18 protein-coding genes are annotated in these 23439 nt (G+C 66.1%); 9 read left to right on the top strand and 9 right to left on the bottom strand.

What is annotated here, in order from left to right:
• Window positions 1-13 precede the first annotated feature (13 nt).
• From JMY28_RS16515 to JMY28_RS16490, 6 genes are all read right to left on the bottom strand, one after another.
• Window positions 14-460: a PaaI family thioesterase gene (locus tag JMY28_RS16515; RefSeq protein ID WP_236596899.1), complete on the bottom strand. Its 447-nt coding sequence runs from the start codon at window positions 458-460 to the stop codon at window positions 14-16.
• An 89-nt stretch (window positions 461-549) separates the two neighbouring features.
• Window positions 550-852 carry a Dabb family protein gene (locus JMY28_RS16510; RefSeq protein WP_201696983.1) on the bottom strand — a complete coding sequence of 101 codons (303 nt, stop codon included), beginning with the start codon at window positions 850-852 and terminating at the stop codon, window positions 550-552.
• Between the two features lie 154 nt (window positions 853-1006).
• Complete coding sequence (locus tag JMY28_RS16505) at window positions 1007-2185, bottom strand: acetyl-CoA C-acyltransferase (RefSeq protein ID WP_201696982.1); 1179 nt, start codon at window positions 2183-2185, stop codon at window positions 1007-1009.
• A 53-nt stretch (window positions 2186-2238) separates the two neighbouring features.
• A complete protein-coding gene (pncA, locus tag JMY28_RS16500; protein ID WP_201696981.1) occupies window positions 2239-2874 on the bottom strand; it encodes a bifunctional nicotinamidase/pyrazinamidase in 636 nt (211 codons plus the stop codon).
• A gap of 33 nt (window positions 2875-2907) precedes the next feature.
• A complete protein-coding gene (locus JMY28_RS16495) occupies window positions 2908-4989 on the bottom strand; it encodes a 3-hydroxyacyl-CoA dehydrogenase NAD-binding domain-containing protein (protein WP_201696980.1) in 2082 nt (693 codons plus the stop codon).
• A gap of 226 nt (window positions 4990-5215) precedes the next feature.
• Window positions 5216-6904 carry a 3-(methylthio)propionyl-CoA ligase gene (locus tag JMY28_RS16490; protein WP_201696979.1) on the bottom strand — a complete coding sequence of 563 codons (1689 nt, stop codon included), beginning with the start codon at window positions 6902-6904 and terminating at the stop codon, window positions 5216-5218.
• 154 nt (window positions 6905-7058) lie between these two features.
• Between JMY28_RS16490 and JMY28_RS16485 the strand changes: the two genes are divergently transcribed.
• The 5 genes from JMY28_RS16485 to JMY28_RS16465 all read left to right on the top strand — a co-directional run bounded on the left by JMY28_RS16485 (window position 7059) and on the right by JMY28_RS16465 (window position 10930).
• A complete protein-coding gene (locus JMY28_RS16485; RefSeq protein WP_456238746.1) occupies window positions 7059-8657 on the top strand; it encodes a protein adenylyltransferase SelO in 1599 nt (532 codons plus the stop codon).
• Between the two features lie 50 nt (window positions 8658-8707).
• Window positions 8708-9127 carry a peptide-methionine (R)-S-oxide reductase MsrB gene (gene msrB / locus JMY28_RS16480; protein ID WP_201696977.1) on the top strand — a complete coding sequence of 140 codons (420 nt, stop codon included), beginning with the start codon at window positions 8708-8710 and terminating at the stop codon, window positions 9125-9127.
• 113 nt (window positions 9128-9240) lie between these two features.
• Window positions 9241-9774, top strand: coding sequence for a septation protein A (locus JMY28_RS16475; protein WP_201696976.1), 534 nt, complete (start codon window positions 9241-9243; stop codon window positions 9772-9774).
• Window positions 9771-10079: a BolA family protein gene (locus tag JMY28_RS16470; protein ID WP_201696975.1), complete on the top strand. Its 309-nt coding sequence runs from the start codon at window positions 9771-9773 to the stop codon at window positions 10077-10079. Before JMY28_RS16475 ends, JMY28_RS16470 begins: the two co-directional genes overlap by 4 nt.
• Before the next feature lie 71 nt (window positions 10080-10150).
• Window positions 10151-10930 carry a peptidylprolyl isomerase gene (locus JMY28_RS16465; RefSeq protein ID WP_201696974.1) on the top strand — a complete coding sequence of 260 codons (780 nt, stop codon included), beginning with the start codon at window positions 10151-10153 and terminating at the stop codon, window positions 10928-10930.
• Window positions 10931-10999: 69 nt separating this feature from the next.
• Here JMY28_RS16465 and JMY28_RS16460 read toward each other — a convergent pair whose 3' ends face one another.
• On the bottom strand, window positions 11000-12115 hold the full coding sequence (locus tag JMY28_RS16460) for a Fic family protein (RefSeq protein WP_201696973.1): 1116 nt from the start codon (window positions 12113-12115) through the stop codon (window positions 11000-11002).
• Window positions 12116-12322: 207 nt separating this feature from the next.
• On the bottom strand, window positions 12323-16399 hold the full coding sequence (gene purL / locus JMY28_RS16455) for a phosphoribosylformylglycinamidine synthase (RefSeq protein WP_201696972.1): 4077 nt from the start codon (window positions 16397-16399) through the stop codon (window positions 12323-12325).
• A 503-nt stretch (window positions 16400-16902) separates the two neighbouring features.
• On the opposite strand from purL, the gene JMY28_RS16450 reads away from it, so the two are divergent.
• From JMY28_RS16450 to pgi, 3 genes are all read left to right on the top strand, one after another.
• A complete protein-coding gene (locus JMY28_RS16450) occupies window positions 16903-18198 on the top strand; it encodes an FAD-dependent oxidoreductase (protein WP_201696971.1) in 1296 nt (431 codons plus the stop codon).
• A gap of 125 nt (window positions 18199-18323) precedes the next feature.
• On the top strand, window positions 18324-19916 hold the full coding sequence (locus JMY28_RS16445) for an NAD(P)H-hydrate dehydratase (RefSeq protein WP_201696970.1): 1593 nt from the start codon (window positions 18324-18326) through the stop codon (window positions 19914-19916).
• A gap of 254 nt (window positions 19917-20170) precedes the next feature.
• Window positions 20171-21790: a glucose-6-phosphate isomerase gene (gene pgi / locus JMY28_RS16440; RefSeq protein ID WP_201696969.1), complete on the top strand. Its 1620-nt coding sequence runs from the start codon at window positions 20171-20173 to the stop codon at window positions 21788-21790.
• A 66-nt stretch (window positions 21791-21856) separates the two neighbouring features.
• Here the strand turns inward: pgi and JMY28_RS16435 are convergent, their stop codons facing one another.
• Window positions 21857-22597, bottom strand: a complete 741-nt coding sequence (locus JMY28_RS16435; protein ID WP_201696968.1) for an ABC transporter ATP-binding protein — start codon at window positions 22595-22597, stop codon at window positions 21857-21859.
• 168 nt (window positions 22598-22765) lie between these two features.
• Between JMY28_RS16435 and JMY28_RS16430 the strand changes: the two genes are divergently transcribed.
• A complete protein-coding gene (locus JMY28_RS16430) occupies window positions 22766-23401 on the top strand; it encodes an arylesterase (RefSeq protein WP_201696967.1) in 636 nt (211 codons plus the stop codon).
• The last annotated feature ends 38 nt before the right edge of the window (window positions 23402-23439 follow it).

Genomic DNA, 23439 nt, shown 5'->3' with positions numbered 1-23439 from the left:
CCGATTGCGCGTGTTAGCCGTCGCTCGGGCCCGGCCGCGCGCTGGGGTCGCTGCGCAAACGCTGACGCGTCACGTCGCGGCCCACCGCAAGCCGGCGCATGTACTTGAAGGTGCCGAGCGCCTTGGCGACGAAATGGCCTTCGCTGTCGCGAATCTCGCCTTCGCAATAGGCCATGGTGGTGGAACGGTGCAGCACGCGGCCGGTGGCGCGCAATTCGCCGCGCCCCGGCTGCATGAAGTTCACTTTCATTTCGACGGTGACGACGCCCACGCCGTCGGCGGCGACGCTGCGTGCCGCCATCGCAAGTGCAACGTCGGCGAGCGTCATCGTCACGCCGCCGTGCGCGACGTCCCACGTATTCAGATGCCGCTCGGCGAGCGGCAGCACGACTTCGCTCGCACCGTCGCGCGCGCTCACGAGCTGCGCACCGAGATGCTCGACGAAGGGGCTCTCGATGATCGTGAGCGACGTTTGCGGGTTTTGCTGCGCGTCGCCTGCTGGCGTGCCGCCGCCCTGGGATTGATCTGCGGTACCGATCATGATGCGCTTCAGACCACGTAATCCACACACTGGCGCGACTCGACCACGAGCTTCGCGAACTGCTTCACGACGAGATGCTCGGGGTGGTCCTGATAGCCGTCGAGCGCGGCCTGATCGGCGAAGTCGGAAACGAGCACGAGGTCGAACGTGGAAGCGAGACCCGGTCCGGCCACACCGACTTCGAGGTGCAGCGTGCCCGGCACGAGGTTGCGGCAGCCTTCGAGCAATGCCTTGAACTTCACGACATTCTCGGCACGCGTCGCGCCTTCGGCCGACTCTTTGAGCTTCCACATCACGATATGACGAATCACGAACTCACCTCTTCTGTCTGCATGGGAACAGGCGCCGCACCGTGCGCGCGCCGACAGCCGTCATGATACCCGCAGCGGCTCGAGCGCGAGAGCGGCCAGACAGGTGGTCTGGCCGAGACGGCTGCAGACTCTCGCGAATCCGCCGCGCCTTGCGTCAAACGACTTCGAAGAGGCCAGCAGCACCCTGTCCGCCGCCAATGCACATCGTCACCACGACGAACTTCGCGCCGCGGCGCTTGCCTTCGATGAGCGCGTGGCCCGTCAGGCGAGCGCCCGACACGCCATACGGGTGGCCGACGGCAATCGCGCCGCCGTTCACGTTCAGGCGGTCGGCGGGAATGCCGAGCTTGTCGCGGCAGTACAGCACCTGCACCGCGAACGCTTCGTTCAGCTCCCACAGGCCGATGTCCTCGACCTTCAGGCCCGCCTGCTTGAGGAGCTTCGGCACCGCGAACACGGGACCGATGCCCATCTCGTCTGGCTCGCAGCCCGCCACGGCGAAGCCGCGGAAGATGCCGAGCGGCTGCAGGCCTTCGCGCTCCGCGACCTTCGCGTTCATCACGACGCAGGCGCTCGCGCCGTCGGAGAACTGGCTCGCGTTGCCGGCGGTGACGACGCCGCCCGGCATCGCCGTGCGGATCTTCGATACGCCTTCGAGCGTGGTGTCGCCGCGGATGCCTTCGTCGGCGGCGATCGTCACTTCCTTCGTGACGAGTTGGCCCGTCGCCTTGTCGGCGACACCGGCGAGCACCGTCATCGGTACGATTTCGTCGTTGAAGAGGCCCGCCGCCTGTGCCGCCGCGGCACGCAACTGCGACTGCACGCCGTACTCGTCCTGGCGCTCCTTCGAGATTTCATAGCGCTTCGCGACGTTCTCGGCCGTTTGCAGCATGCTCCAGTAGATTTCGGGCTTGTGCTGGCTGAGCCAGCCTTCGGCCATCATGTGGCGGTTCATCTCGTTCTGCACGCACGAGATCGATTCCACGCCGCCCGCGACGAACACGTCGCCTTCGCCCGCAATCACGCGTTGCGCGGCGAGCGCGATCGTCTGGAGTCCAGACGAACAGAACCGGTTCACCGTCATGCCCGGCACGCTCACGGGCAGGCCCGCGCGCAGTGCGATCTGGCGCGCGATATTCGCGCCGGTCGCGCCTTCGGGGTTCGCGCAGCCCATGATCACGTCTTCCACGCGGGCGGGATCGATCTTCGCGCGCTCGACGGCGGCTTGCGTCACATGCCCGCCAAGCGTTGCGCCGTGCGTCATGTTGAAGGAGCCCTTCCAGGATTTGGCGAGGCCCGTGCGGGCGGTCGATACGATTACGGCGTCAGTCATGCGATGTCTCCCACTACGAATATTGAATCCAGAGGATGTCTTTGATTGAACGTTCAGGCGGACAATGCCAGCACCTCGGCCGACTGCGCGCGCTTCACGCCGGCGGCATGCAACTGCTCCCACGCGGCGGCAAGTGAGCCGTTCAGGTCGATAGCGCGCGAGGCGTCTTCGATCAGCACGGTTTCGAAGCCCGCGGCGCGTGCGTCGAGCGCGGACCACGCCACGCAATAGTCGGTCGCGAGGCCGCAGCAGTACACGCGCTTTACGCCTACGTCGCGCAGATAGCCCGCGAGGCCCGTGGGCGTCTTGCGGTCGGCTTCGAGAAACGCGGAGTAGCTGTCCACGTCGGCGTGATGGCCCTTGCGGATCACCGCGCGCGCATGCGGCACGTTCAGGTCGCGATGCAGCGCCGCGCCTTCGGTGCCCTGCACGCAATGCACGGGCCACAGCACCTGCTCACCGTAGGGCAGCGCCGTCGTCTCGAACGGCGCGCGTCCCGCGTGATTGGCTGCAAACGAAACGTGCTGCACCGGGTGCCAGTCCTGCGTGAGCACCACGTGGCTGAAGCCCTGCGCGAGCCGGTTCGCGACCCGCACAACTTCATCGCCATGCGCGACGGCAAGCGCGCCGCCCGGCATGAAGTCGTATTGCAGGTCGATCAGCAGGAGCACGTCGTCTGCGCTTCTCATGATGTTCGTCCGCCTGTTCACTTTCAGGAAAACTTAGTTGAACGTACCGCCCTTGGCAGCCAGTTCAACGATCGAGGGCGCGACTTCCCACGCCTCGCCATTGCGCTGCTGCGCATAGCGGCGAATGGCGCGCTCGACGTTGTAGAGGCCAACCGTGTCGGCGTACAGCATCGGGCCACCGCGCCACAGCGGGAAGCCGTAGCCCGTGAGATAGACCATGTCGACGTCAGACGCCTTCGAGGCGATGCCCTCTTCGAGAATCTTCGCGCCTTCGTTGACGAGCGAGAACACGAGACGCTCGACGATTTCCTCGTCGCTGATCTTGCGGCGCTCGACACCGGCTTCCTTCGAGTACGCCACGATCATTTCGTCCACGAGTTTCGACGGCAGCGCGTTACGCTCGCCCGCCTTGTAGTCGTACCAGCCCGCGCCGGTCTTCTGCCCGAAGCGGCCGGTTTCGCACAGGCGGTCGGCGATCTTCGAGTACTTCATGTCCGGATGTTCCTGATAACGGCGCTTGCGAATGGCCCAACCGATATCGTTGCCGGCCAGATCGCTCATGCGGAACGGGCCCATTGCGAAGCCGAACTTCTCGATCGCGCGGTCCACCTGCGCGGGCAGCGCGCCTTCTTCGAGCATATAGAGCGCCTGGCGCACGTACTGCTCGATCATGCGGTTGCCGATGAAGCCATCGCACACACCCGAAACCACGGCCGTCTTGCGGATTTTCTTCGCGACCTGCATGACGGTCGCGAGCGCGTCCTTGGCCGTTTCCTTGCCGCGCACGACTTCGAGCAGCTTCATGACGTTGGCAGGACTAAAGAAGTGCAGACCCACCACATCCTGCGGACGCTTCGTGAAAGCCGCGATCTTGTCGACGTCGAGCGTCGAGGTGTTCGAGGCGAGGATCGCGCCCGGCTTCGCGACTTCGTCGAGGCGCTTGAACACCTGCTCTTTCACGCCAAGTTCTTCGAACACGGCTTCGATGATGAGATCGGCTTGCTTGAGGTCGTCGTAGGAAAGTGTCGGGCTGATGAGCGCCATGCGCGCTTCCAGCTTCTCCTGCGTGAGCTTGCCCTTCTTGACCTGGGCTTCGTAGTTCTTGCGGATCGTGGCGAGGCCGCGATCGAGCGCTTCCTGCTTCGTTTCGAGCAGCGTGACCGGCACGCCCGCGTTGAGGAAGTTCATCGTGATGCCGCCGCCCATCGTGCCCGCACCGATCACGGCCACCTTCTGGATGTCGCGCGTGGGCGTGCTCGACGGCACATCGGGAATCTTGCTCGCGGCCCGTTCGCCGAAGAACGCGTGGCGCAGCGCGCGGCTTTCCGGCGTCTGAACGAGTTCGAGGAAGCATTCGCGCTCGAACGCGAGCCCCTTGTCGAAGCCCTGCTTCACGCCTGCCGCGATGGCATCGACGCACTTCACCGGCGCGGGATAGTTCTTCGACATCGCGCCGACGGTGTTGCGCGAGAACTGCAGGAAGCCTTCGGCGTTCGGATGCTCGATCTTGCGGTGGCGCACGAGCGGATGCGGGCCTTGCTTGTCGGCCGCCTTGCGCGCGAAAGCGACTGCCTCTTCGAGCAGATCGCCTTGCGCCAGGGCGTCGAACAGCCCCGAATTCGCGAGCTTTTCGCTCATCACCGGTGCGCCCGTCACGATCATGTTGAGGGCGGCTTCAAGGCCGATCGCACGCGGCAAGCGCTGCGTGCCGCCCGCGCCCGGCAGAATGCCGAGCTTCACTTCCGGCAGCGCGATCTGCGCGCCGGGCGCTGCGATACGGTAGTGCGCGCCGAGCGCCAGTTCGAGACCGCCGCCCATGGCCACGCTATGGATCGCGGCCACGACCGGCTTGGCGCTCTTCTCGACTTCCTTGATGACGGTGTGGAGCGTGGGCTCCTGCATCGCCTTGGGCGTATTGAATTCGGTGATGTCCGCGCCGCCCGAGAACGCCTTGCCGGCGCCTGTGATCACGATGGCCGCAACGGCCGGATCGCTCGCGGCGCGCGCGAGGCCCTCGACAATCCCTGCGCGGGTCGAATGCCCGAGGCCGTTGACGGGCGGATTATTGAGCGTGATGACGGCGACGCCGTCGCGAGTCGTGTAGTCCACTGCCATTTGCCTGCCTCCATGCTTGCGGGCCGCGATGTGCGTCGTCGGCTTCATTGTCCGACATTCCCGGTCAGCAGGCAGAATACCTAAAAAAGAACGTTCGTTCAATTTTTTGCTGCACTGCAGATGCCAGGGTTTGTACTGAGCGTACGAATCTGGCGGGTCGACGGGCAAAAGTCAGAAGAAAAAAACGCAGCCAGAGGCTGCGCCGGAGAACCTTGCGCGGGGTGATTTAGTGGTGCTTCGCGACGTCTTGCGCCGGATCGAACGGACACCCCTCTACCGCGAGCGCAGTCGACAGCACGTACGAACGGAACTGCTCGCGCAGTTTGAGCTTTTGCAGCTTGCCCGTTGCCGTGTGGGGTAATTCGTCGACGAACACGGCGTCGTCGGGCAGCCACCATTTCGCGACCTTGCCTTCGAAGAAGGCCAGCAGTTCCTCGCGCGTGATCGCGGCGCCGGGCTTCTTCACCGCGACGATGAGCGGCCGCTCGGTCCAGCGCGGATGCGCGCACGCAATGCACGCGGCTTCCGCGATGGCCGGATGCGCCACTGCGATGTTTTCGAGGTCGATCGAGCTGATCCACTCGCCGCCCGACTTGATCACGTCCTTGCTGCGGTCGGTGATGTGCAGGAAGCCATCGGGGTCGATCGTGGCGACGTCGCCGGTGGGGAACCAGCCTTCCACGAGCGGCGAGCCGCTTTCCTGCCGGAAGTAGCGGTCGATCACCCACGGCCCGCGCACATGCAGGTCGCCGAACGTCACGCCGTCCCACGGCAATTCCCGCCCGTCCTCGCCGACGATCTTCATATCGACGCCGAAAATCACGCGCCCCTGCTTTTCGAGCAGCGCGTGCTGAGCTTCGCGGGGCCGCTTCGACTGCTCCCAGTTGAGCCTGGAGAGCGTGCCGAGGGGCGACATCTCCGTCATGCCCCAAGCGTGGATCACCTGCACGCCATAGTCGTCCTCGAAGGTGCGCAGCATGGCGGGCGGGCACGCCGAGCCGCCGACCACCGTGCGGTTGAGTGTGGAAAAGCGCACGCCCGCGCCGCGCATATACGCGAGCAGACCGAGCCAGACAGTCGGCACGCCGGCCGAGGCCGTCACGCCTTCGGCCTCCATGAGTTCGTAGAGCGACTTGCCGTCGAGATCCTTGCCAGGCAGCACGAGCTTCGTGCCCGCGAGCGGCGCCGCGTGGGGAATGCCCCACGCATTCACATGGAACATCGGCACGACGGGCAGAATCGCGTCGAGGGCGGAGAATCCCATCGCATCGGGCAACGCGGCGGCGTAGGCGTGCAGCACCGAAGACCGGTGCGTGTAAAGCGCACCCTTCGGGTTGCCCGTGGTGCCGGACGTGTAGCAAAGGTTCGACGCGCTACGCTCGTCGAGCTCGGGCCACGTGTAGTTGCCGTCCTGCGCCACGAGCAGCGTTTCGTAGCAGAGCACTTCCGTGCGCATTTGCGGTCGATGCGACTCGTCGCACAGCGCGATCCAGCCGCGCACGTTCGGGCATTGCGGTGCGAGCGTGTCGACGAGCGCGGCGAACGTGATGTCGAACAGCACGTAGCGGTCGTCGGCGTGATTGACGATCCAGGCGATCTGCTCGGGAAAAAGCCGCGGATTGATGGTGTGGCACACGGCGCCGAAGCCGGTCACGCCGAAATAGGCTTCAAGATGCCGATAGCCATTCCAGGCCAACGTGCCGACGCGTTCGCCCGGCGCGACGCCTAGCGCGATGAGCGCCTGTGCGAGCTGCTTCGAGCGTGCCTCGCACTCGCGGTACGTGTAGCGATGAATATCGCCCTCGATGCGACGCGATACGATCTGCGCGCTGCCATGATGGCGCGCCGCATGCGCGATCAACGACGAGAGCGTGAGCGGCACATCCATCATCTGTCCCAGCAGCGGCGCACTCATCGGTAGCGGTCTCCTCACGTTGATCGGCGTTGTATGTCGTGGTCTTTCGCGTTTTACTTTCGCGTATCTAGTGGCGCGCCAGCAGGCTTCGAACGTGCCCCAGCACGCCGGCGGGTGCGGAATTACAATATCGACTAATCAACAGGCCCTCAATATGTCGTTTTCACCAGGCACTCCCGAATCCCAAGGCGGCTCGTCCGCTATGCACACGCCCGCTACCGGTCCGCTCGCCGACTTCGAACGCGCCTTGCTCGCGCCGCGCGACGACGCCTTCGCCGCGCTCGGCGCCCGCTTTTACACGCGGCTACCCGGCGCGCCGCTGCCCTCGCCCTACGTCGCCGGCTTTTCGAAGGGCATGGCCGCGCAACTCGGCCTCGATGCATCCGCTGCTGCCGATCCCGCGTTCGCCGAGCTCTTCTGCGGGAATTTCACGCGCGAGCGCTCGCCATCGACCATGTCGTACGCAACGGTCTATTCCGGCCACCAGTTCGGCGTATGGGCAGGCCAGCTCGGCGACGGCCGCGCGCTCACGCTCGGCGAAGTCGAGCACGCGGGCAAACGCAACGAAATCCAGCTCAAAGGCGCGGGCCGCACGCCCTACTCGCGCATGGGCGACGGCCGCGCGGTGCTGCGCTCGTCGATCCGCGAATTTTTGTGCTCGGAAGCCATGCATCATCTCGGCATTCCCACCACGCGCGCGCTCACGGTGATCGGCTCCGACCAGCCTGTGCGCCGCGAAGAGATGGAAACGGCCGCTGTCGTCACACGCGTGTCGCCCAGCTTCGTGCGCTTCGGCCACTTCGAGCACTTCTACTCGCACGACGACGTGGATGCGCTGCGCGCGCTCGCCGACCACGTGATCGCGCGCTTCTATCCGCAACTGCGCGAAGCCGACGACCCGTACCTCGCCCTGCTCGACGAAGCGGTGCGCAGCACGGCGGCGCTGATGGTCGAGTGGCAGGCAGTGGGCTTTTGCCACGGCGTGATGAATACCGACAACATGTCGATTCTCGGCCTCACGATCGACTACGGGCCGTTCGGCTTCATGGATGGTTTCGACGCGAACCACATCTGCAATCATTCGGATTCGCAGGGCCGATACGCGTACCGCATGCAGCCGCAGATCGGCTACTGGAATCTCTTTTGCCTCGCGCAAGCCCTCGTGCCGCTGTTCGGCGCGCACTACGACATCGCCGACGAAAAGAAGCGCGGCGAGCGCGTGGTGGCTGACGCGCAAGGCGTGCTCGAGCGCTTCAAGGGGCACTTCGCGCCCGCGCTCGAAGCACGCATGCGTGCGAAGCTGGGCCTCGAGAACGAGCGCGAAGGCGATGACGCGCTCGCGAACAAGCTCTTCGAAATCATGCATGCCAATCGTGCCGATTTCACGCTTACGTATCGCAATCTCGCGCGCGTGTCGAAGCATGACGCGAGCGGCGATACGTCCGTGCGCGATCTCTTTCTCGATCGCGCCGCCTTCGACGCCTGGGCCGCCGAATACCGCGCGCGCCTTGCGCACGACACACGCGATGACGCCGCGCGCGCCGAGGCGATGAATCGCACGAATCCGAAATACGTGCTGCGCAATCACCTCGCGCAAACGGCGATCGAGCGCGCCGCGCAAAAGGACTTCAGCGAAGTCGAACGGCTCGCGAAGGTGCTGGAGCGGCCATTCGACGAGCAGCCCGAGCACGCGTCGTACGCGGGGTTGCCGCCCGACTGGGCGAGTTCGCTCGAAGTCAGTTGCTCTTCGTGAGCGCGCCCCCATCTACGTGATCCTTGTTTCCCACCCGACAGGAACCCAACATGAGCCAGGACGACCATAACTCCACCGCCTACCCGGGCTACAAAGCCGACGAGCAATGGCGGGAGCAGCTCGACGACGCGCAATACCAGGTCACGCGCCACGCCGCGACCGAGCGCGCGTTCACGGGCAAGTACTGGGACCACTTCGACCGGGGTGTGTACGACTGCGTGTGCTGCGGCACGCCGCTCTTCGAGTCCGACACGAAATTCGACGCGGGCTGCGGCTGGCCGAGCTACTTCCGTCCGATCAACGGCGAAGTGATCGAGGAGAAAACCGACCGCACGCACGGCATGCTGCGCATCGAGGTGCGCTGCAAGAATTGCGGCGCGCATCTCGGCCACGTGTTCGAAGATGGTCCGGCCCCGACGGGCCTTCGGTATTGCATCAATTCGGCTGCGCTACAATTCGAGCCCAAGTGACCGCTGGCAAGGCAGCCCCGCGCCCCGCGCGGGGCTCCACTGTGTGAAACAGGGCCTTGAAAGCGTCGTGCCCTCTTTTGCCGGGGCTCATTTTGTAAACTCTCAGGCCGATAATGAAATTCCTGTTTGATCTGTTCCCGATCATCCTCTTTTTCGTCGCCTTCAAGCTGTGGGGCATCTTCACGGCGACGGCCGTAGCGATCGGCGCGACGCTCGTGCAGATCGCGTGGGTGGCGTTCCGCCACCGCAAGGTCGACCCGATGCTGTGGCTTTCGCTTGGCATCGTCGTCGTGTTCGGCGGCGCTACGCTGATGCTGCATGACGAAACCTTCATCAAGTGGAAGCCCACGGTGCTTTACTGGGCGTTCTCGGTCGTGCTGCTCGTTTCGCAAGTGGCATTCGGCAAGAACCTCATCGAAGCGATGATGGGCAAACAGATCACGCTGCCGCAGCGCATCTGGACGCAACTGAACTTCGTGTGGTCGATTTTCTTCGCGCTGCTCGGCATACTCAATCTCTTTGTGGCGTTCCACTTCTCCACCGACGCGTGGGTCGATTTCAAGCTCTTCGGCGCGACCGGCATCCTCGTAGTGTTTATCGTCGGCCAGAGCCTGTGGCTTTCGCGTTACATGAAGGAAGAAGAATGAGCGACGTCTTTCTCAACGCCAGCCCGGCTGAGCGCATGGCGCTCATCGAAACGCGCCTCACCGCGGCGCTCGCGCCCGTTTCCATCGACGTGCGCGACGACAGCGCGCAGCACGCCGGACACGCCGGCGCCGCTGCCGGCGGTCACTATCATGTCACGATCGTTGCGCTCGCATTCACGGGGAAAGCCCGCGTGGCAAGGCATCGCATGGTGTATGATGCGCTGGCCGAGGCCATGCAGCGCGGCATCCACGCACTCGCGATCACGGCGCTCACGCCCGAAGAAGCCGCGGCGCTGCCCCGGTAAGCCCCACGTTAGATTTCGACCTGCTTGATCCTTTTGTTCGCCATTTTGGTTCGCCCCGTTAGGACTTTCCGATGACCTTGAAGAAGACCCATCTCTGGGTGTTGCTGGCTGCGTGCGCGGCGGCTCCCGCCTTTGCGCAGAACATCGCCGTCGTGAACGGCACGCCGATTCCCAAAGCGCGCGCCGATGCGCTGATCGACCAGCTCGTGCATCAAGGCCAGCAGGATTCGCCGCAATTGCAAATGGCTGTGCGTGAAGAGCTCGTGAACCGCGAAATCCTCATGCAGGAAGCCATTCGCGAAGGCATTCCGAACAAGCCGGACGTGAAGGCGCAAATCGCCGTGGCACAGCAAACCGTCGTGCTGCGCGCGCTGATCGAAAACTTCGTGAAGAACAACCAGCCGAGCGACGCCGAAGTCAAGGCGCGCTACGACCAGCTCACGAAGGACGCGGGCGGCAGCGAATACCACCTGCACCACATCCTCGTGGACAACGAGCAGCAGGCCAAGGACCTGATCGCGAAGATCAAGGCTGGCGCCAGCTTCGAAGACCTCGCAAAGCAGTACTCGAAGGACCCGGGCTCGGCCAAAAACGGCGGCGACCTCGACTGGTCGGATCCGAAGGCTTATGTGCCGGAATTCGCTGCCGCGGCCACGCATCTGCAGAAAGGCCAGATCACCGATACGCCGGTGCACACACAGTTTGGCTGGCACATCATCCGCGTGGACGACATTCGCGCGGTCACGCCGCCGCCGCTCGAGCAGGTGCGTCCGCAGATCGTCCAGCAGATCCAGCAGGAAAAGCTCCAGGCGTTCGAAGAGAATCTGCGCAAGCAAGCGAAGATTCAGTAAGGCTGCATCGCAGCTCTGGCTGCTGTGAAAACCCCGCGACCTTCGTAGGCGCGGGGTTTTTGTTTGCGGCTACGCGTCGAACTCGTAGCTCGTGCTGCGCCCGCCTCCCTCCGCTTTGCGCAGCACGCCACGCGCCACCAGATCGTTGATGTCGCGTAACGCCGTATCGGACGAACACCGGGCGATGGCGGCCCACTTCCCGCTCGTGAGCTTGCCGTCGAAACCGTCGAGCAGACGGTTGAGCAGCTTGACTTGCCGCTCGTTGAACGGCGTCGTGGCCCAGTCGCGCCAGAAACGCGCCTTGGCGAGCACGGCGTCCAGCGTGATCTGCGCCTGATCGACCGCGCGATGCAGCGCGTCGAAGAACCAGGCGAGCCACAACGTGACATCCATCGAGCCGCGCTGCGTTCGCTCCAGAATGTCGTAATAGCCCTTGCGCTCCCGCTGAATCTGCGCGGATAGGCTGTAAAAACGCTGCGTACTGCCGTCCGCGCGCGCGAGCAGCAAGTCACCGATGGCTCTCGCCACCCGGCCATTGCCGTCGTCGAACGGGTGCAGTGTGACGAACCATAGATGGCCGAGGGCGGCCTTGATGAGCGGTGGCTCTTGTGCGGGGCCGTTGAGCCAGTCGAGAAAGCGCCGCGTTCCGGCTTCGAGCCGGTTCGCAGGCGGCGCCTCAAAATGCACGCGTTGACGGCCAATCGGGCCCGAGATTACCTGCATGGGGCCGCTCGCATCGTCGCGCCATGCACCGACGTTGATCCGCGAGAGACCCGCGTAACCCGTAGGAAACAGCGCGGCGTGCCAGCCGAACAGGCGCTCGCGCGTGACCGGCGCGCGGCTGTTGGTCGTCGCGTCGAGCACCATTTCCACCACGCCTTCCACGTGGCGGTCCACCGGCGCTAGCGCCCCGATGTCCACGCCCATTCGACGGGCGATGGACGAGCGCACGGAGGCGATATTGAGCTGCTCGCCCTCGATCTCGCTCGTCTTGAGCACGTCCTCTGTGAGGGCCGCGAGGCTCGCCTGATCGCGCAGCGCCATGCCGACATCGGCCAGCCGGCCCACCAGCAAGCCTTGGGCGCGGCTGACCTCGGCCATGGGCTCGGCAAGCGCCGTCAGATCGAAGCGCCACAGAGGCCAGTCATCGGCCTGCCAGATGTAGGTGTATTCGCCGCTATTCATGCGGCGATTATGAGACGTATTCGCCGCACACACAAGCTAATCGCCGCGAAAAATGCGGCGATTAGCGCCGATATTCGCCGCAAGCCCGCACCGGTCAGCGCCAAAAGGCAAAAACCCCGGCCCGCACTCGCAATGGAGGCATGGCCGGGGTTTTCCGCCGGGGCGTGCCCCTGGCGTCAAACGTCCGCGCGCGGTCCGGTCAGCGTGTCAGCCCACCCACTTGCGCGCGTTCTGGAACGCACGCATCCACGGGCTCGCTTCGCCCCAGGCTTCGGGGTGCCAGCTCATCGTCACCGTGCGCTGCACGCGCTCGGTGTGCGGCATCAGCACCGAGAAGCGGCCGTCGGGCGTCGTGACCGACGTGATGCCTTGCGGCGAGCCATTCGGGTTGAACGGGTAAGCTTCCGTGGCCTGGGCGCGATGGTCGACGTAGCGCATCGCCACGGCCACCTTCGAAATGTCGCCCTGCTGCGAGAAGTCCGCGAAACCTTCGCCGTGCGCAACCGCGACCGGAATGTGCGAGCCTTCCATGCCGTTGAAGAAGATCGACGGCGAGCTCTGCACTTCCACCAGCGAGAAACGCGCTTCGAACTGCTCCGACTTGTTGCGCGTGAACTTCGGCCAGGCTTCGGCGCCCGGGATCATCGAGGCGAGGCTCGACATCATCTGGCAGCCGTTGCAGATGCCGAGCGCGAACGTGTCCTGACGCGCGAAGAACGCCGCGAACATGTCCGCGAGCTTCGCGTTGAAGCGGATCGTTTTGGCCCAGCCTTCGCCCGCGCCCAGCACGTCGCCGTACGAGAACCCGCCGCAGGCCACCGCGCCCGCGAAGTCGGCGAGCGTGGCGCGGCCTTCGAGCAAGTCGCTCATGTGCACGTCGTGCGCGTCGAAGCCGGCGCGGTCGAACGCGTACGCGGTTTCAAGATGCGAGTTCACGCCCTGCTCGCGCAGGATCGCCACCCGCGGACGCGCACCCTTGCCGATGAACGGCGCGGCGATGTCCTCGGCCGGATCGAACGTCAGATGCGGCTGCATGCCCGGATCGGCGGCGTCGAGAAGCGCGTCGTATTCGGAATCGGCGCAGGCGGGGTTATCGCGCAGGCGCGCAATGCGCCAGCTCACTTCGCCCCACACACGCTGCAGTTCGGCGCGCGGCGCTTCGTAAATACGCTTGGCGTCACGGTAGATTTCGATTGAGTCGCGCGGGTTCAGCGTGCCGATCACGTGCGAGCAGACCGACAGACCGTGCGTGCGCAGCACCGCCATCACGGCATCGCGCTGCTGTGCCGGCACCTGGATCACGGCACCGAGTTCTTCGGAGAAGAGCGCGCGCAGCGTGCGGTCTTCGCGGCGGCCGCTCGTTTGCTTCGTCCAGTCCTTGGCGTCGCCGTAATCGGACTCGTGCTCGCTGTCGAGCGTGAGCATGTCCACATTCAGCGACACGCCCGTGTGGCCCGCGAAGGCCATTTCACAGACCGTTGCCCACAGCCCGCCGTCCGAGCGGTCGTGGTAAGCGAGCAGTTGCTCGTTCGCGTTCAGTTGCTGGATGGCCGTGAAGAACTGCTTGAGGTCCTCGGCGTCGTCCACGTCGGGCACCGCGTCGCCCACCTGCTGCGTGACCTGCGCGAAGATGCTGCCGCCCATGCGGTTCTTGCCGCGGCCCAGATCGATTGCGATCAGGACCGACTCGCCCACTTCGTCGGCGCGGCGCAGTTGCGGCGTGAGATGGCGGCGCACGTCGTCGACCGGTGCGAACGCCGAGATGATGAGCGAAACCGGCGCGACCACTTCCTTCGCCACGCCTTCCTCGTTCCACTTCGTGCGCATGGAGAGCGAATCCTTGCCCACCGGAATGCCGATGCCAAGCGCCGGGCACAGTTCCATGCCGATTGCCTTCACGGTGTCGTACAGCGCCGCGTCTTCGCCCGGTGCGCCGCACGCGGCCATCCAGTTCGCCGAGAGCTTGAGCTTGTCGAGCGACAGGATCGGTGCGCTCGCGATATTGGTGATCGCCTCGCCCACGGCCATACGACCCGATGCGGGCGCGTCGATCACGGCGAGCGGCGTGCGCTCGGCAATCGTCATCGCTTCGCCCTTGTAGCCGGCGTAATCGAGCGCGGTGATCGCGCAGTCGGCGACCGGCACCTGCCACGGGCCGACCATCTGGTCGCGCACGGTCGTGCCGCCCACCGAGCGGTCGCCGATGGTGATGAGGAACGACTTGCTGCCCACGGTCGGGTGACGCAGCACGCTCTTCGCGACTTCGTCGAGCGAAACGCCCGTGACTTCGACCGGCGCGAGCGGCACACCCGCGTGCTCGACGTTGCGATGCATGCGCGGCGGCTTGCCGAGCAGGATGTCCATCGGCATGTCGACCGGCTGGTGGCCGCCGTTGGCCGCGAGCGCGTGCTCGTCGGTGTCGATGAGCTTCAGGTCGCGCGCGTCGGTCGCGACGCCCACGACGGCGAACGGGCAGCGCTCACGCTCGCAGATCGCCTCGAACTCCGCCAGATCGGCGGGCGCGATCGCAAGAACATAGCGCTCCTGCGATTCGTTCGACCAGATTTCACGCGGCGAAAGCCCCGACTCTTCGAGCTGCACGTTGCGCAGTTCGAAGCGCGCGCCCTTGTCCGCGCCGTCGACGAGTTCCGGGAAGGCGTTCGAAAGACCGCCCGCGCCCACGTCGTGAATGCTCAGGATCGGATTGCGCTCGCCCAGTTGCCAGCACGAGTTGATGACTTCCTGCGCACGCCGCTCGATTTCGGGATTGCCGCGCTGAACCGAGTCGAAGTCGAGTTCGGCGGTGTTCGTGCCGGTCGCCATCGAGCTGGCCGCGCCGCCGCCCATGCCGATGCGCATGCCCGGGCCGCCGATCTGGATCAGCAGCGTGCCGGCCGGCAGGTCGTGCTTGTGGGTGTGCTGCGCACTGATGTTGCCGATGCCGCCCGCGATCATGATCGGCTTGTGATAGCCGCGCACGGTGCCCGCGACGTTCTGCTCGTAGGCGCGGAAGTAGCCGCCGAGGTTCGGACGGCCGAATTCGTTGTTGAACGCGGCGCCGCCGAGCGGGCCGTCGATCATGATCTGCAGCGGCGAAGCGATGCGGTCCGGGCGGCCATAGGCGCCCTGCGTGTCGGCGGGATTGCGCAGCGTGAGCGGCACGGCCGCGTCGCGAGCGTCTTCCCATGCTTCGCGCGCGTCGGGCAGATCGAGGTTCGAGACCGTGAAGCCCGTGAGACCCGCTTTGGGACGCGCACCACGGCCCGTCGCGCCTTCGTCGCGGATTTCGCCGCCCGAGCCGGTGGCCGCGCCGGCGAACGGCGAAATCGCCGTGGGGTGGTTGTGCGTCTCCACCTTCATCAGCGTGTGCGTGAGCTCAGTGTGGCGGCCATACTGCTCGCCCGGCTGACCGTCGGCGTTGTTCTTACGCGGGAACCAGCGCTCCGCGACCGCGCCTTCCATGATCGACGAGTTGTCCGAATACGCGACGATCGTACCCTGCGGGCTGATCTTCTCGGTGTTGCGGATCATCGCGAAGAGCGACATATCCTGGTCCTGACCGTCGATCGTCCAGCTCGCGTTGAAGATCTTGTGGCGGCAGTGCTCGCTGTTGGCCTGCGCGAACATCATCAACTCGACGTCGGTCGGGTTGCGCTCGAGTTTCGTGAAGTTCTCGACGAGGTAGTCGATTTCATCATCGGCGAGCGCGAGGCCCAGTTCGCCGTTGGCCGTTTCCAGAGCCGCACGGCCTTGGCCCAATACGTCGACCGTCTGCATGGGGCGGGCCGGCAGTTCGTCGAACAGGTGCAGCGCCGCGTCGCGCGAAGGCGCCACGCTTTCCGTCATGCGGTCGTGCAGCGCCGCGGCGACGGCCGCGTGTGCCTCTTCCGAGAGCGTCTTCTTGCCGCCGAGCAGGCCCGACTTGAGCACCACGGTGTACTCGACGCCGCGCTCGATGCGGCGCACTTGCTCGAGGCCGCAATGATGCGCGATGTCCGTGGCTTTGCTCGCCCACGGCGACACGGTGCCGAAACGCGGCACGACGAGGAACGTGAGCGCGCTGCCGCGCTCCTGCGGCGCCGCGAACGGCGCGCCGTAGTGCATCAGCGCATCGATCTTCGCGCTGTCGTCAGGGGTAAGCGGCGTGGCCGAGTTGACGAAATGCAGATACTGGCCGTGCACGCCGACGATGTTGGCGTCGATACGCTGAAGCGTCTCGAGCAGGCGGGTCTGACGGAAGTCGGAAAGGGCCGAAGCGCCGGGGAAACACGAGAAGTGGGCCATGGACTGGGGCGTTGCGTCGAGGTTGCGTCAGAGTTGCGTCGCGGCTTCGCCTCGCGCGAAACACGTCGCAAGGTGGCGATGCGTCGCGCGGGGATGGCGACGGTCAGGCGAAGGGAGAGCGCGATTATAACCCGGAAGGCCTGTCCTGACCGCCCTGGCGGCCGTGCCGCAGCCGGCTTTGCGCGCGCAATCCGCCGCTTTACGGGGATAGCCATGGGGGACGGCAACGCTAACAGTGTGCGAATGCCGCCGATTTCGCGATATGCCTTGCGCATCGGCGCGTGTTCCGGAGCGTGCCGAAGGCTTGACTCGCAAGACGCCGGCGGTCACGCGAAACACACTTGGCCGCCGGCCTCGTGCATGGCGATGCGGGCGCTTTCGCTGCTATGATTGCGCGTTTCGTCTGATCGGCGCACCCGGGCATGGCTTCGGCGCGCCGCACGCCCCACCTTCGCAGGACGCCCTTCACCTAAGCGCGTCACCTGCCTGCAGATCGTATCGTCATGGATGTCATCGTCATCGGCGGCGGAATCGCCGGCATCGCTACCGCCTGGCAGCTGCGCGCGGCCGGGCATCGCGTCTGCGTGATCGAACGCCACGCCACCGTTGCGCAAGGCGCGACCTACGGACACAGCGGCATCGCGCTGCCCACGCCGCTCGACGTCTGGTTCGGCCCAACCTTCCTGCGCAACGGCCGGCAATCGTCCGGCGGCGTGATCAGCAGGACGGGCTGGCGCGGCCAGGCGCATGGCTTCGTCAAGCGCCTCGCCACGCTGCACGGCTCCGAGGCGTTCGCCGAGCGCTATGCGCTCTTGCGCCCGCTCATCGAGTCCGCGCAAGCGGCGCTCGCCGACATCGACGCGCGCTTCCAGCTCGACTACGAGCAGCGCGACGGCCTGCTCTATCTCGTGCGCGGCAGCGATGAATGGTCGCTCACCCAACCGGCCCTCGAACTGCTGCGCCGCTTCGAGACGCCCCACCACGCGCTTTCGCCCGCGGAATGCGTGGCTTTCGACCATGTCATCCCCGCCGATCCGCCGTTTGCGGGCGGCGTGCATTTCGAGACTGGCCGGGTAGCCAACTGCCCGCTCTTCGTGAAGCTGCTCAAGCAGGTGCTCGACGCCCAGGGCGGCGTGCAGTTCGAAACGAGCCGCGAAGTCAGTGCGATCCGCCTGGAAGACCGGCGCGCGGCGGTGGAACTCGCGCCGCCTGCGCACGAAGCGGGCCGCTCGCGCGACGTCGAGGTGATCTCGGGCGACGCCGTCGTCGTCGCCGCTGGCGCGCAAACGCCACGGCTTCTCGCGCCGCTCGGCATCAAGATGCCGTTCTATCCGCTGCGTATGCACACGCTCAATTCGCCGGTGGCGCATGAGGAATGCGTGCCGCAAACGACAATCGTCGATGCAGGCAAGCGCATCGCCGTCGCGCGTATGAATCACCGGCTGCGCATATCGGGTGCCGCCGTGCTGCTGCGCGCGCAGGAAGTCGATGACGCACTGCCCGAGGCGCTCACCGAGGACGCACTCGCGCTGCTCGGCGAAGCGTCGCGCGACTGGGCGCCGGGCGCCGCTCGCATTTCGGCCGCGCTGGCGTGGGAAGGCATGAAGCTGCTTTCCGCCGACGGCCTGCCGGCGGTCGGCAGCGTGGGCCATCCGCGCCTCTTCGTCAACGCGGGCCACGGCCCGGCGGGCTGGGCGCTTTCGCTCGGCTCTGCGCGTCTCGTCGCCCAGCAGATCTCCAATATGGCGCCAGACCTGCCGGCCGATACCATCAAGGCACTCTGGCCGGGCCGCGATTGAGCGGTGCACGTGTGTGCGGTGTGGCGTTGCCTTGCCGCCGCGCCGGCCCGCCGCGCGCTTGAGGCGTGCCGTCTGAGGGCATGCTCGGGTATCGTTGCGATGTCGCTTCTCAGGACCGCATCGCCATGACGCACACTCCACACTCCTCTGGCGCCGGGCAACCGGTGCTCGTCAATCCGCACGATCGTGCGGTCCCGCTTCTTACCGTCGAAGCGCTGCGCGAGGCCGAAGTCGCCGCGCAGTCGGCTTTGCCTGCTCACACACTCATGGCGCGCGCAGGCGCCGCCGCCGCGCACTTCCTGCGCGAGCAACTCGCGCACGCGCCCTCGTGGGCGAGCGACAAGCCAGTCTGGTTCGCCGCCGGGCCCGGCAACAACGGTGGTGACGCGCTCGTCGTCGCCACCGAACTGCATCGCGCGGGCGTCGCGGTGGAAGTCTGCATGCCAGTCGAGGTCAAGCCCGACGACGCGCGCTGGGCGCTCGCCGAGGCGCGCGCGGCGGGTGTGCACATTGCCTCGTCCGTGCCGGCGTCGTTCGACGCTTACGGCTGGCTCGTCGACGGGATGTTCGGCATCGGTCTCGCGCGCGGACTCGAAGGCGTGTTCGCCGAACTCGCCGAAAGGCTGTCGGCGCGCGCGCGCAGCCATGGCCACGTGCTCTCGCTCGACGTGCCGAGCGGCCTCGACAGCGACACGGGCAACGTGGTCGGCAGCGGCCCCGCCGTGCGCGCGACACATACCGTGACCTTCATCGCCGCCAAGCCCGGCCTGTACACGGGTGTCGGGCGCGACTACGCGGGCAGCGTCGCGATCGCGCCGATCGGCATCGACACCGAAGACACGCCGGGCGCGGTGCGTCTGAACGCACCGTCGCTCTTCGTCGCCGCGCTGCCCGCACGCGACTTCGGCACGCATAAGGGCACGTTCGGCACGCTGGCCGTCGTGGGCGGCGACACGGGTATGTGCGGCGCGCCAATTCTCGCGGCGCGCGCGGCGCTCCTCACCGGCGCGGGCAAGGTTCACGTGGGCTTTCTCGGCAGCGACGCGCCGCCCTACGACCCCCCGCACCCCGAACTTATGCTGCACGCGGCGGCCCGGCTCGCACTCGATGCGACGGACGCCGTGGCGGCGGGATGCGGAATGGGCGGCAGCGCGTCCGCACGGCAGCTCGTGGATGCCATCCTGCGCCTTCGGGCCCCCGTGCTGTTCGATGCCGACGCGCTCAATCTCGTCGCGCGCGACGAGGCGCTGGCGGCACACGTCGCGCAGTCGGCCACCGCGCGCGGGGCGCCCTGCGTGCTCACGCCGCACCCGCTCGAAGCGGCGCGGCTGCTCGGCTGCGACACCGCAGCAGTGCAGCGCGACCGTCTGGCCGCAGCGCGAACACTCGCCGCCCGCTATGCGGCTGTCGCGGTGCTCAAGGGCAGCGGCACCGTGATCGCTGCGCCAGACGGACGCGTCGCCGTCAATCCCACCGGGAATGCAGGCCTCGCCACGGGCGGCACCGGCGACGTGCTCGGCGGCATGATCGGCGCGCTGCTGGCCCAGCGCCTGCCGCCTTACGAGGCGGCGCTCGCGGGCGTCTATCTGCACGGCCTCGCCGCCGACACGCTGTGCGCACAAGGCGATGGCCCCGCGGGCCTCACCGCGGGCGAGCTCGCGCCAGTGGTGCGCAAGCTCATGAACCGGCTCTTCTACGCGCCGAGCTACGCAGCCTGAAGCCGCACGCCGCACGTTCGCTCGCGCGGCACGCAGCTTGCTTTACCACGACGTTTGACCCACCTCTCGCGCGCGTTGCCGCCGCAAGCGCCACAACGCTGCGCAGTGTCGCCCGAGGCCGCTATACTGATCCTCCGCACGCCGTCTCTCACCGGAGGCGGCCCGTGCTTCCCCGCGGCATGCGAAGCGCGTGTTCGGCCTGACCGGCGAGCCGCACCTGCCGCCCTCCATTCGTGATCCCTCGCTAGACGAACATGACGAATCCGCTCCCCGCCTGGTCCGCGCTACAGACGCATTACGAACAGATCCGCGACGAAAAGCTGCGCGACTGGTTCGCTCCCGCCAACGACCCTGCGCCGACGCGCGCCGAACGCTTCACGTACGCAGGCGCCGGTCTCGGCGCCGACTTCTCGAAGAACCGCATCACCGACGCCACGCTCAAGCTGCTCGTGCAGCTCGCCCGCGAGGCCGGCGTGGAAGCGCGCCGCGATGCGATGTTCAAGGGCGAAGTCGTCAACCCGACCGAAGGCCGCGCGGCACTGCACACTGCCTTGCGCGCCACCGAGGCCGACGCCCCGTTCCACGCGCAGATCCTCGCCGAGCGCGCGAAAATGGCGAAATTCGCCGACGCCGTGCGCAGCGGCGCATGGACCGGATACACCGGCAAGCGCATTCGCCACGTCGTGAACATCGGCATCGGCGGCTCGGACCTCGGGCCGAAGATGGTCGTGCACGCGCTCAAGCATCTCGAACTGCCCGAGATCACCTCGCACTTCGTCTCGAACGTCGACGGCGCTGACCTGTGGCGCACGATCGAAGACATCGACCCGGAAGAGACGCTTGCGATCATCGTTTCGAAAACGTTCACGACGCTCGAAACCATGACCAACGCGCTGTCCATGCGCGACTGGTTCGTCAAGCACGGCTGCCCGGAAAGCGAACTCGCGAAGCACTTCGTTGGCGTCTCGGCCAACCCCACCGAAGTCGTGAAGTTCGGCATCGCCAGAGAGAACGTGTTCGAGATGTGGGACTGGGTCGGTGGCCGCTATTCGCTGTGGTCGGCCGTGGGCCTCTCGATCATGATCGCCATCGGGCCGCAGCAGTTCGACGAATTGCTCGCCGGCGCGCACGACATGGACAAGCACTTCCGCGAAGCGCCGCTCGAGAAAAACCTGCCCGTGCTGCTCGGCATGATCGGCGTCTGGTATCGCAACTTCTTCGGCTCCCAGAGCTATCTCGTCGCGCCCTATTCCGAAGCGTTGCACTTCCTGCCCTCGTATCTCCAGCAACTCGAAATGGAGAGCAACGGCAAGTCGGCGCGCCTCGACGGCAAGTTTGTCGATTACTCGACCTCGGCGATCACCTGGGGCGAGCCCGGCACGAACGGCCAGCACGCGTTCTTCCAGATGCTGCACCAGGGCACGACGATCGTACCGATCGACTTCATCGCCGTGCTCACGCCCGAGCATCCGCTGGCCGACCATCATCCGAAGCTGCTCGCGAACTGCTTTGCGCAGAGCGAGGCGCTGATGCTTGGCCGTACCGAGGAAGAAGCGCGCAAGATCGCGGGCCCGGACAAGCCCGAACTCGTGCCGCACATCATGTTCCCCGGCAACCGGCCGACCACCACGCTGCTCGTCGACGCGCTTACCGCGCGCTCGCTCGGCGCGATCATCGCGCTGTATGAGCACAAGGTGCTCGTGCAGGCTTCCGTGTGGGACATCAATCCGTTCGACCAGTGGGGCGTGGAACTCGGCAAGATCCTCGGCAAGGTGGTCGAAGCCGACCTGAACGCGGCAAGCGGCAATGTGAAGGCGCACGATTCGTCCACAGCCGCGCTGATCGCGCGCGCCCGTGCGGCGCTCAAGCGTTAAATTGCGCAGATCTGGCGTGCGCATGAGGTGCGCACGCCGTTTATGGGTTCGCTGGTTGCCCGCGCACTAGCGCCCGGCTTCGACATTGCTCGCGTTGCGCGAAGCCGCCGCGCCATGCGGCGCGTTGGCCACGCGGTGGCCCGCTTCGATTGTGATGATCGCGTCGCAACGCTGCGCAAGATCGACATCGTGGGTGACGAGCACGAGCGTCGCCCCGTTGGCGCGATTGAGTTCGAACATCAGGTCGATGACGGCGTGGCCCGTGGCGGCGTCGAGGCTGCCGGTGGGCTCGTCGGCAAACAGCACAGCCGGGCGCGTCACGAACGCGCGGGCGAGCGCCACGCGCTGCTGCTCGCCGCCCGAGAGCAGCTTCGGATAGTGGCCCGTGCGCTCGGCAAGACCCACGCGCTCGAGCAGCGCGCGCGCACGGGCGAAAGCATCACGCGTCGACATGCCGCCCTGCAGTTCGAGCGGCAGCGCGACGTTCTCCAACGCGGTGAGATGCGGCATCAGCTGGAAAGACTGGAATACGAAGCCCACCGAGCCGTTGCGCAGTGCCGCGCGCTGGTCTTCGGCCATACCGGTAAGCTCATGGCCGAGCAGGCGCACAGAACCCGCGCTCGCGCTGTCGAGGCCAGCCAGCAGGCCGAGCAGCGTCGACTTGCCGGAACCGGAAGCGCCGACGATCGCGACGCTCCCGCCCGCCTGCACGGTGAGGTCGATGCCGTCGAGAATCGTTAGCTCGCCGGTGGCGTCGGTAACCCGCTTGCTCAAACCCCGTACGTCGATGACTGGATCGCTATTCATTCGCACATGATGACGCACAGGTTAGCCGTGAACCAGAAGCGCGCCGCGCGGCGCGCCGCCTTTTCCCGCATTGGGTCCCGCTTCAGCGCGTTTGCCTCCGGGTTTCCCTCCGCATCTGCTTCGATTGCTACCTTAACTGCCGCTGCCTTGTTTGGCACATCATTTGGCATGAACGGCCCCGCTCTCGCGGCCACGCCCGCGCCCACCGACCACGCGGCGACGAATCCCGCCGCCACGGCAAAACCGAACATCGTCGTGCTCGGCGACAGCCTTTCCGCCGAATACGGCCTGCCTCGCGATACAGGCTGGGTGGCCCTGCTGCGCCAGCGCCTGACCAGCGAGCGGATCGATTATAACGTTGCGAATGCGAGCATCAGCGGGGACACGACAAGCGGCGGACTCACGCGCCTGCCGCTTGTCATGCAGCGCATCAAGCCCTCGATCGTGATTGTCGAACTGGGCGCGAACGACGCGCTGCGCGGCGTGCCGCTGTCGACCACCGAGAGCAATCTGCGCGCCATCGTCGCGCAGATCCGCAAGGGCGGCGCGAAGCCCGTGCTCGTCGGCATGTACGTGCCGCCCAACTATGGGCCTGACTACACGCGCGATTTCCACGCTATCTACGAACGGCTTGCGAAGGAACTGAACGTGCCGCTCGTGCCCTTCCTGCTCGCCGGCCTCGCCGACAAGCCCGAACTCTTCCAGGCCGATCAGATCCATCCTGTCCAGCAGGCACAGCCATTGCTCCTCGACAATGTGTGGCCAACGCTCAAGCCGCTGCTAGACAACGGCACACGGCGCTGAGGCGGCAACCGGGCAAACGTGCCGACGTCCTCACCGGG

It is taken from the genome of Paraburkholderia hiiakae, assembly GCF_904848665.1.
Taxonomy (GTDB): Bacteria; Pseudomonadota; Gammaproteobacteria; order Burkholderiales; family Burkholderiaceae; genus Paraburkholderia; species Paraburkholderia hiiakae.
This window is presented reverse-complemented; position numbering and strand designations above follow the sequence as displayed.